The organism is Candidatus Accumulibacter sp. ACC012 (genome assembly GCF_907163155.1).
GTDB lineage: Bacteria > Pseudomonadota > Gammaproteobacteria > Burkholderiales > Rhodocyclaceae > Accumulibacter > Accumulibacter delftensis.
Genome location: NZ_CAJQUC010000001.1, coordinates 104,306 through 113,866, shown reverse-complemented (window position 1 = coordinate 113,866; position 9,561 = coordinate 104,306). Strand labels below are relative to the sequence as shown.

Below are 9,561 nucleotides of genomic sequence, written 5' to 3'. Positions count from 1 at the left end.
CTGACCATCGACGACAACACCGGCGTCGGCACCAGCAACGGCAACGGCGGCCTCAACGCTCGTCAACAGTTCGTTGGCCTGCAAAGCGACAAGCTCGTACCGTCGCCCTCGGCCGTCCAGTATGCCCCTGGCTATGTGGCAACGGTCAATAACGATGTGCTCGCCGGTTCGAGCCTCGGTTCGCAGTCCATCTGAGCTCGCAGGCCGGCAACACCATCACCCCGAACTCGGCAGCGCGCTGGAACAACGCCGCCACCTACACCTCGCCCAACTGGAGCGGCTTCACCGCAAAGCGATCTACGCTTTCGGCGAGGAGCGAGACCCTCGCCAAGGACGGTAAGGACTCGAACGCCAACCTGCGCGTCTACGATAGCATCTTTCCAGCACTGACAACGGCAGATTCGGTCTTGGCGGCAACTACTCCAACGGAGCGTTGAACATTGACCTGGTCTACCAGCAGCGTTACAGCGTCGTTCGACCGCGGACTCGGCCATGGCCGTCCCGAACCTCTGGGGCAACGACATCAACGAAGGCTACATCGGCGCCTCCTATGACTTCAAGGCCGCCAAGGTCTCGGCCAGCTATCAGCAGCAGAACGACAAGAACGTCGCCAACAACGACAACACCGTCTGGTCCCTTGGCGTAAAGGTCCCGGTGATGGCTGCCAGCAATGTACTCCTGACCTATGGTCAGCCTGAGATGGATGCAGGCCACGTGGTTCCAGAGTTGACGGCAAGAGCAACAACCGCAACTCTCGCCTGGACGACCGCCATGTCCAAGCGCACCACCCTGTACGCCGGCTATGTCTGGTCGACAACGACAAGATGAGCCTGCCGATCCGCTTCTCTGGCGTTCCTGCCGGTGTTGGCCAGGGTCACGAGACCACAACACCTTCGCCGCTGGTGTTAACCACACGTTCTAATTCGACTTCGGTCGTTAGTTGAGAAACGGCGCTTCGGCGCCCGTTTTTTCGCCCGCGTTCGGGTACAGCCGCTCGTCGATCCTTACAACGCCTGTCGCAGGAGCATTCCGCGGACAAATGCTGAACGACGGACGGGGAGCGCCTTGCGCCAAGCTCCCATGGCCGGCAGCAAAGCGTATTTCCGGCGACCCACCTGTGACAAAAATGCAACAACCGCCGTCAGGGCGCCGAAATGGTGGCCAGCACGCTTGCTCGTAGTCTGGCCGTCTGCGATGATCGTTGCCAGCACATCGCAAAATTCTCTTGCCAATGAATCAATCTGGCGGAGCAGATTTAATCTTGGCGTTTCTGGAAAATAAGGAGAGTCATCATGCAAAGGAAAATTATCGCACTGGCTGTTGCCAGCCGGCTTCGGGCGCCGCCCTCGCGCAGACCAACGTCACCGTGTACGGCGTCGTGGATGCCGGCTACCTTTAACTCATCGGGCAACCAGCCGGGTGGAGGTTTCTCAACACCTTCGCGGCCTTTTCTTCCGGCATCAGTGCTGGCAACCGTATCGGCTTCAAGGGCTCGGAAGCGCTGGGCATGGCCTGAGCGCTGTGTTCACGCTTGAGTACGGCCTGGACATCGATAGCAACCAAGGCATCGGTACCGGCGGCCTCAACGCCCGCCAGCAATTCGTCGGCCTCGCCAGCGACAAGCTCGGCACCGTCGCTCTCGGTCGTCAATATGCCCCGGCTTCAACGCCTCGGCACGCAACTCGGCCCTCGACGCAACCGACCTGGCCATCCAGTCGAACCTTAGCGTTCTGTCCGGCATGTCGATCACTCCGAACAGCCCCGCGCGCTTCAACAATGCCATCACCTATACCAGCAACAACTACTCCGGCCTTAGCTTCAGCGCGATCTACGGATTCGGTGAAGAAGGTGTCGAGAACAGCACGAGCGACGGGGGCAAGTATGGTGTTGGCGCCAACTACGCCAATGGTCCGATCAACGTCGACCTGGTATACCAGGGCCGCCAGGACGTCGTGATTCCCGCGACCGACACCACACCCAAGAACCCTACGGGCAAGGACATCAACGAGTGGTATCTCGGCGGTAGCTACGATTTCAAAGTCGTCAAGCTGTTCGCCAGCTATCAGGAGCTGTATAGCCAGACCACCCAGGCGGACGCCCACTTTTAAAGGGAGCGATCTCTGGACGGTAGGCATCAATGCACCGATCGGTGCCGGCACGGCCTCCCTGAGCTACGGCGAACTGTCATTGGATAACACGAAGATGAAGGACGGCAGCAGCTGGGGAGCGGGCACCATGTACAGCTACCCGCTGTCGAAGCGGACCTCTGTATATGCCGCATACAGCTACTTCAGCAACGACAAGTACTCGCTGCCCATGCAGACGCAATTGGCGCCAATCACCGGCGGTGGCCAGATCGGCATCGGCGCGGTCGGCGAGAGCAACTATGCCATCGGTGCGGGCATGACGCACAGCTTCTAGGTTCTTTGGGGTCGCAGAAGGAACGGGCGCCTGGCGCCCGTTTTTTTGCTTCCCGGCTACGCCTCCTTATCAGGATCCTGACATCCAGGGCTCGGCCCCTTGCGTCGCCGTGCCTGACTCTGTACAATCCTCGCCTTTCAAGTTCTTCATCAGCTTTTTCATAGGGACAAACATTCATGGCCAATAGCGCACAAGCTCGCAAGCGAGCCCGCCAAGGCGTCAAACAACGCATCCACAACGCCGGCCTGCGCTCGACGCTGCGGACCGCCGTGAAGCGCGTTCAGAAAGCGATCATCGCTGGCGACAAAACGGCGGCTCAGAGTATTTTCCAGGAATCAGTCGCGGTGATTGACCGCATCGCTGACAAGAATATCATTCACAAGAACAAGGCCGCTCGGCAGAAGAGCCGCCTCTCGGCTCAGATCAAGGGCCTGGCCGCTTAGGTCCAGCGGCAGGGCAGCAGAAATAGCGGAAGCGGCACCTCAGGGTGCCGTTTTTTTTGCCTGCGAGTCCGCTGCTGCTGCCTTCTTGATGCGACTTTCGGCGACCCAGAACGTCGCGCGAAACCACGCGGCAGGCGGAATCTATAGCTTCCATACGGCGTGCAACACGACACTGGCGCCCAGCCGTGCGCGACAAAGGCTTCGCCGCGACCGTCGGCAGATACCGGGGTATAATCTCGCTGCAGATCGAATATTAGATCGCACTAATATTGCAATTGTGATGGGGAATGCTATGACAGCGGTGACGATGGATATGGAACAGGCTCGCTTCAACATGATCGAGCAGCAGAATCCGCCCCTGGGAGGTGCTGGATCCGGAAGTACTGGCAGTTCTTGATGCGGTCAAGCGTGAACACTTCGTGCCAGCGGCCCACCAGATGCTGGCGTTTGCCGACATCGAAATGCCCATCGGCAATGGCCAGACCATGCTGCAACCGAAGATTGAGGCACGCATTCTCCAGGAACTGGGCGTCAAGAACACCGATATCGTGCTTGAGGTCGGTACCGGTAGCGGCCACATGGCCGCCCTTCTGGCGACAAAGGCGGAGTACGTTTATAGCGTCGAGATCGATCCGCTCCTGGCCGAAACCGCCAAGCGCAATCTGCAACAGGCGGGCGTCGCCAACGTCAGCGTCGACACTGGCGACGCCTCCGAGGGCTGGTCTGCGCACGGCCCCTATGACGTGATTGTCATCTCCGGCTCCCTCTCCGAGCTACCCGAAGCTTTCCTGCAACAATTGAAGATCGGTGGCCGTCTAACGGCGTTCATCGGTGAAGCACCGGCGATGCAGGCCCGCTTGACGACGCACAGCGACGAGAATGCCTTCAACACCATCAATCTTTTCGAGACCGTCGTCGCACCACTACGAACGGCAAAGCCGCGCCAGCGCTTCGTTTTCTGACACCCGGGCGACGACGCGATGCAGCAGCTCTCGGCGACCGAGTTGGCCGAATGGTTGGCAGCCAGCAGTGCGGCCCCGGAAAGTGGTGCTGGCGGCTGGCGACAACGACCGCTGCTGCTCGATGTCCGGGAACCCTGGGAGTTCGAGCTGTGCCACCTTGACGGCTCTCGCCTGCTGCCAATGCAGAGCCTGGCCGCGCGCATCGATGAACTACCGATAGATGCCGATATCGTCGTCATCTGCCATCACGGCGTGCGTAGTCGACAGGTCGGCGGCTTTCTGGAGCGACAGGGCTTCAGTTCAATCTACAACCTCAGCGGCGGCGTCGACGCCTGGGCGAATGACGTCGATCCGGCAATGCACAAATATTGAAAGCGAGTTCAGAAAAGATGCCTGTAAAACCCCGCCCCCTCAAGCTCGGCCTCCTGCTGGCGGCTCTCCTTTCTGCAGCTCCCGGATACGCCACCGACCTGCTGCAGCTGTATCACGATGCCCTGAGCTACGACGCGCAGTACGCGGCTGCACGCGCCACCGCGGCTGCCGGACGCGAGAAAGAGCCGCAAGCACTGGCCGGTTTGCTGCCAACCATTGCGGCGACGGGCAACACCTTCTGGAACGACACCGACTACAGGGTCAGGATCGACTCAAGCAGGGAATCGTATAGCAACAAGTACAATAGCAACACCTATGGGGTGAACCTGACGCAGCCGCTGTTCCGCTGGCAGAATTTCGTTCAGTACGACCAGTCGAAGCTGCTGGTCATGCAGAGCGAGGCCAATTTCGCGCAGGCCGGCCAGGATCTGATCCTGCGCGTCGCGCAAGCCTACTTCGATGTCCTCTTTGCCATCGAGAACCTGCGCGCGGTGCAGGCCAACAAGACAGCGATTGCACAACAACTGGCACAGGCCAAGAAGAACTTCGAGGTCGGCATCGCCACGGTCACCGATACCTACGAGTCGCAGTCGCGCTTCGACCTGGCAACCGCGCAGGAGGTTGCCGCCGAAAGCGAGCTTGCCGTCAAGCGTTATGCGCTGAGCGTGGTCGTCGGCAAGGAAACCGGCGAGTTGAACCGGCTCAAGCCGCAGGCGGTAATGCAACCGCCGCAGCCGGCAAACATGGAGCAATGGGTGACGGCTGCCGAAGAGGACAGCTTTGTCGTCCAGGCGCAAAAGGCAGCTGCCGAAGCGGCCGCCAAGGCGGTAGAGGTGAGCAGGGCGGGGCACTATCCGACTCTGGACATGGTCGCCAACGTCAACCAGAACAACGGCCCGGGCCAGTTTGGTGTCGGCTCGATCGATAACCACACCAATCAGATTGGTCTGCAGCTCAATATCCCGATTTTTCAGGGCGGTTCGGTGAACTCGAAGACTCGCGAAGCGATCGCCAGGCTTGACGCCGAAAAGGCTGCGCTCGACAATGCCCGGCGCACGTCGACGCTCAACGCACGTCAGTCCTATCTGGGGGTCGTCAATGGCCTCTCCGGCGTACGAGCCCTGGAAGCGGCACTGGTTTCCGGCCGCAGTTTCGCTGGAATCGAACCGGCTCGGTTACGAGGTTGGCGTACGCATCAACATCGACGTGCTCAACGCCGAGAATCAGGTCTTCGTCACCCGCCGCGATCTGGCCAAAGCGCGTTTCGACACCCTGCTTTCCCAACTCAAACTAAAAGCCGCCGTGGGCGCGCTCGCTGAAACCGACCTGGAGCAGATCAACAGCCTTTTCGAGGCGCCATGAAGATGATGACCGTCGAGACAACCCAGATCATGAAAGCGATCACCGTTCCCCTCGTCCCCTGCCCCTTCTCCCGCAAGGGGAGAAGGGAGTTTCGTGAGTCGCTTGCGCGACTTTCACATTAAGCCCTTCGATCAGCGCCACGGTACGCGCCGTGGCGCCGCGGTGCGCCTGGCTGAACGCAGTCGCCGCGGCGCGCATGACGAGCAGGTCCGCCGGCTGCGCGAAGAGCGCGTGCGCCGCCAGCGCTGCCTGACGGGCGTCAGGCACGCGCCGGCCAGCACCACAGGCGATCGCATCCGCACTGGCCTGGGCGAAATTGAAAGTGTGCGGACCAAGGAGCAGCGGACAGCCACAGGCCGCCGCCTCGATCAGGTTCTGGCCGCCAAACGGCAACAAGCTCCCGCCCATCACAACCAGGTCCGCCAGCGCATAGTAGGCGGCCATTTCACCCATGCTGTCGCCCAGCCAGACCTGGGTCTCGCTACCCGGCAGTTCGGCTGAGCTGCGCCGGCAGAAGCTCAGGCCGCGACTGGCAAGCAGGGCGGCGACCTCGGCAAATCGTTGTGGGTGCCGGGGAACCAGCACCAGCAATAGATCGGCAACAGCCACCGTGGCCAAGGCATCGAGCAGCAGCGCTTCCTCGCCTTCCCGGCTACTGGCCAACAAGCACACCGGCCGCGGCCCCATGGCGTGCCGCCAGTCTGCGCCGAGCTGCAACTTGTCTGCGGCCGGCGTGACGTCGAATTTCAGATTCCCGCATACCGTTGGCTGGCGGGCACCAAGCTGCTGCAGGCGCTCGGCGTCGGCGGTCGTTTGCGCGGCAACGGCACTCAGCGACGCCAGCGCCGGTCGGATCAGGGTGCGCAGGCGCATATAGCCACCTAGAGAGCGCGCCGACAAGCGCCCGTTGATCAGCGCAAGCGGCAGCTGCCGCCTTCTCGCCGCGGCGATCAGGTTTGGCCACAGCTCGGTTTCCATCAGCAGCCCGATGCGCGGCTGAAAGTGATCGAGGAAACGTCCACAGGCATCGGGCAGGTCATAGGGCAGGTAAGCCTGCGTCAGGCGTTCAGGGCGAGCCGCCAGCAGCTCGCCGCCCGTTTCGCGGCCGGTCGGCGTCATATGGGTCAGCAACAGGTCATGGTCCGGATAGGCCTCCAGCAGCGCATCGATCAGCGGCACGGCCGCACGTGTCTCACCGACCGAAACGGCATGCAACCAGATCAACGGCCGCTGCCCACAGCGCAAAGTTTGCCGGTAGAGCGCGTGGCGCTCGCCAAAATGTTGTCGATACGCCGGCTGCCGACGTCCTCGCCAGAGCAGGCGCAACCAGACCAGGGGCATTGCCAGGTAGAAAAGCAGCGAATAGGCCAGAAGTGCCAGACGCGCCATCACCGCAGCGCCTGCTCGGCAACGGTCAGCACCTCGGCGGTCGACGGCGGCGCGCCACAGCGGCCGAGATTGCGCACAAAGCCACTGCCATAGACGCCGGTCAAAGCGGGATCTGTCGCTACGTAAAGGGCGATCACCGGCACCCGTAAGGCAGCCGCGAGGTGTGCCAGGCCGGTATCGACGCCGACCGCCAAATCTGCCCGTGCGATCAGGGCGGCGACCTGCGCTAACGGCAGCGGCGGCGGCACAATAGCCCCTGGCAAGGCGGCAGCGATACGCTCGGCACGCTGCCGCTCGAGCGCATTGCCGGCCGGAAGGACCGGCGTCAGGCCGCGCTCGAGCAGGGCTCGACCAAGGACGCGCCAGTTCGCCTCATCCCACAGCTTGTCGTCGCGACTGGTCGCCGTCAGCAGAATGACCAGCCGCTCTGACGACCGGCAAGCGTCGTCGATTGGCGGCGCCGAAATACCGTAGTCAAGGGCCAGGTCGACCGGATAATCGAAGGCTGCGGCGGCCAGCCAGCGGTTGCGTTCGACAGCGTGCGCATTGCGCGGGATGACAAAAGTCTCCTCATAAAAGCGCGCCGCGACCGGCTCACGCGCCGATTCGGCAGCATAGCCGTAGCGCCTGCCTTGGGCTTGCCGGGCAATCAGCGCGCTCTTCAGCAAGCCCTGCGTGTCGAGCACGGCGTCGTAGCTCGGGGCACGGATGCGGGCGCGGAAGTTGCGCACTTCGCGCCACGTGGCCAGACTGCCAAGCGTTTTCCGCCAGCGCCTGATGGCCACCGGAATGACCTGGTCGACAGCCGGGTGCAGGCGCGGAATATCGGCAAAGCCTTCCTCGACACACCAGTCGATTGCCGCTTCCGGAAAACACTGCCGCAAATCACTGAGCACCGGCAGATTGTGGATTACGTCACCAAGCGACGAGGTTTTTACCAATAGGATGCGCATCGGTGGGCCAGTTCCGGGGAAGATGGGCGGCAAGCAGGAAGAGCGCATTATAGAAGATGGCGCGCACAGCCACCCGCCTTGCGTGGCTCGGCAAACGGCAGGCCTTTGGCGAGCGCTGACCGCTCGCCGCCGCCCACTGCCGGCGTCAGCGCCTACCGGCAATCCACGGCGGCGGTATAATGCCGTCCCTCAAAGCCCCATGGCGGCAAGCCTGCACCTACTGGAGACCGTTTAAATGAACACCTCTGTCATTCGCCCGGTAATTCTCTGTGGAGGGTCGGGCACCCGTCTGTGGCCGCTGTCGCGGACGCATTACCCGAAGCAGTTTCTCCGCCTGGTCGACGACTTTTCGCTGCTGCAGAACACGCTGCGCCGCCTCGACGGGGTCTCCGGGCTGGGTGAAGCCATTGCCGTCGCCAACGAAAACCACCGCTTCCTGGTTGCCGAACAGCTTCACGAAATCGGCCAGAAGGCCGACATTCTCCTCGAACCGGCCGCACGCAACACCGCACCGGCCGTCGCCGCAGCCGCGGTGCACGCCCTCCGCACCGGCATTCACCAAGAGCCGCCGCTACTCCTCGTCCTGCCATCGGATCATGTCATCGCCAACGTGCCTGCTTTCCAGAAGGCGATCAGTGCGGCGATTCCACACGCCCGCGCGGGCGCCCTGGTCACCTTTGGCGTCGTCCCCGATCGTGCCGAAACCGGCTACGGTTACATCCGTCGCGGTGAGGTCGTCGAGGGTGGTTATGCGCTCGACCGCTTCGTCGAGAAGCCCGACGCGGAAACTGCGCAACGCTACCTTGATTCCGGCGACTACTACTGGAACAGCGGCATGTTCCTCTTCGGCGCCAACACCTACCTCGAAGCCCTCGACCGCTATGCGCCGGGAATCCGCGAGTGCGTGACTGCGGCCGTCGCCAGCGAACGCTGCGACCTGGACTTCGTGCGCCTCGATCACGCGGCTTTTCTCGCCAGCCCGTCAAAATCGATCGACTATGCCGTCATGGAGAAAACCGACCATGGCGTCGTCATTCCGCTCGATGCGGGCTGGAACGACATCGGCGCCTGGGATGCAATGGCTGCGCTTGGTCAGGCCGACGACAACGGCAACACGCAGCGCGGTGACGTACTGAGTATCGACACCCACGATTCGATCCTTCTCGCTGACGGGCAATTGCTGGCCACCGTCGGCGTCAGCGGACTGATCGTCGTTGCCACGCCAGATGCGATCCTGGTAGCCGACAAAGCGAAGGCGCAGGAAGTCAAGGCGCTGGTCGAGGCCTTGAAGCGTTCGGCGCGCAGCGAAACCGAACTGAGGCACATCGTCCATCGCCCCTGGGGAAGCTACGAGGGGCTGGCGCATGCGCCGCGCTATCAGGTCAAGCGCATCCTGGTAAAAGCCGGTGCCAGCCTCAGTCTGCAAAAACACCATCACCGTGCCGAGCACTGGGTCGTCGTCAAGGGCACGGCGCTGATCGTCCGTGGCGAAGAAACGCTGTTGCTCTCCGAAAACCAATCGACCTATATCCCGCTCGGCGTCGTCCATCGTCTGGAAAATCCGGGCAAGATCGACCTCGAAATGATCGAGGTCCAGTCCGGCAGCTATCTTGGCGAGGATGACATCGTCCGCCTGCAGGACAGCTACGGCCGCTGACC

At 62.1% G+C, this 9,561-nt stretch carries 11 protein-coding genes and 2 pseudogenes; 9 read left to right on the top strand and 4 right to left on the bottom strand.

Annotated features, from left to right (window positions below):
* Together QZ648_RS00545 and QZ648_RS00540 are read left to right on the top strand one after the other, a co-directional pair.
* A pseudogene (locus QZ648_RS00545) lies at positions 1–195 on the top strand (porin); the annotation flags it as partial.
* Between the two features lie 297 nt (positions 196–492).
* Positions 493–828, top strand: a complete 336-nt coding sequence (locus QZ648_RS00540; RefSeq protein ID WP_291995807.1) for a porin — start codon at positions 493–495, stop codon at positions 826–828.
* A 176-nt stretch (positions 829–1,004) separates the two neighbouring features.
* On the opposite strand, the gene QZ648_RS00535 is transcribed toward QZ648_RS00540, so the two are convergent.
* Together QZ648_RS00535 and QZ648_RS00530 are read right to left on the bottom strand one after the other, a co-directional pair.
* Positions 1,005–1,298 (bottom strand): hypothetical protein, encoded by a 294-nt coding sequence (locus QZ648_RS00535; protein ID WP_291995806.1) that lies wholly within the window; start codon positions 1,296–1,298, stop codon positions 1,005–1,007.
* A 97-nt stretch (positions 1,299–1,395) separates the two neighbouring features.
* The gene (locus QZ648_RS00530; RefSeq protein ID WP_291995805.1) at positions 1,396–1,650 is read right to left on the bottom strand and encodes a hypothetical protein; all 255 of its coding nucleotides are present in this window, start codon (positions 1,648–1,650) and stop codon (positions 1,396–1,398) included.
* On the opposite strand from QZ648_RS00530, the gene QZ648_RS00525 reads away from it, so the two are divergent.
* The 6 genes and pseudogenes from QZ648_RS00525 to QZ648_RS00500 all read left to right on the top strand — a co-directional run bounded on the left by QZ648_RS00525 (position 1,599) and on the right by QZ648_RS00500 (position 5,517).
* The gene (locus tag QZ648_RS00525; RefSeq protein WP_366144038.1) at positions 1,599–2,108 is read left to right on the top strand and encodes a porin; all 510 of its coding nucleotides are present in this window, start codon (positions 1,599–1,601) and stop codon (positions 2,106–2,108) included. The two genes, QZ648_RS00530 and QZ648_RS00525, sit on opposite strands and share 52 nt — an antisense overlap.
* Complete coding sequence (locus tag QZ648_RS00520; protein ID WP_366144037.1) at positions 2,014–2,421, top strand: porin; 408 nt, start codon at positions 2,014–2,016, stop codon at positions 2,419–2,421. Before QZ648_RS00525 ends, QZ648_RS00520 begins: the two co-directional genes overlap by 95 nt.
* 176 nt (positions 2,422–2,597) lie before the next feature.
* Positions 2,598–2,864 carry a 30S ribosomal protein S20 gene (rpsT, locus tag QZ648_RS00515; protein ID WP_169065369.1) on the top strand — a complete coding sequence of 89 codons (267 nt, stop codon included), beginning with the start codon at positions 2,598–2,600 and terminating at the stop codon, positions 2,862–2,864.
* A gap of 307 nt (positions 2,865–3,171) precedes the next feature.
* Positions 3,172–3,826 (top strand): annotated as a pseudogene (locus QZ648_RS00510) (protein-L-isoaspartate O-methyltransferase).
* 18 nt (positions 3,827–3,844) lie between these two features.
* A complete protein-coding gene (locus tag QZ648_RS00505) occupies positions 3,845–4,198 on the top strand; it encodes a rhodanese-like domain-containing protein (protein WP_291995804.1) in 354 nt (117 codons plus the stop codon).
* A 17-nt stretch (positions 4,199–4,215) separates the two neighbouring features.
* Positions 4,216–5,517, top strand: a complete 1,302-nt coding sequence (locus tag QZ648_RS00500) for a TolC family outer membrane protein (RefSeq protein WP_366144035.1) — start codon at positions 4,216–4,218, stop codon at positions 5,515–5,517.
* Between the two features lie 82 nt (positions 5,518–5,599).
* Here the strand turns inward: QZ648_RS00500 and waaA are convergent, their stop codons facing one another.
* Both waaA and waaC read right to left on the bottom strand, forming a co-directional pair.
* Positions 5,600–6,949: a lipid IV(A) 3-deoxy-D-manno-octulosonic acid transferase gene (waaA, locus tag QZ648_RS00495; protein ID WP_291995803.1), complete on the bottom strand. Its 1,350-nt coding sequence runs from the start codon at positions 6,947–6,949 to the stop codon at positions 5,600–5,602.
* Complete coding sequence (waaC, locus tag QZ648_RS00490; protein WP_291995802.1) at positions 6,949–7,902, bottom strand: lipopolysaccharide heptosyltransferase I; 954 nt, start codon at positions 7,900–7,902, stop codon at positions 6,949–6,951. Before waaC ends, waaA begins: the two co-directional genes overlap by 1 nt.
* 235 nt (positions 7,903–8,137) lie before the next feature.
* Between waaC and QZ648_RS00485 the strand changes: the two genes are divergently transcribed.
* Positions 8,138–9,559, top strand: a complete 1,422-nt coding sequence (locus QZ648_RS00485) for a mannose-1-phosphate guanylyltransferase/mannose-6-phosphate isomerase (RefSeq protein WP_291995801.1) — start codon at positions 8,138–8,140, stop codon at positions 9,557–9,559.
* The last annotated feature ends 2 nt before the right edge of the window (positions 9,560–9,561 follow it).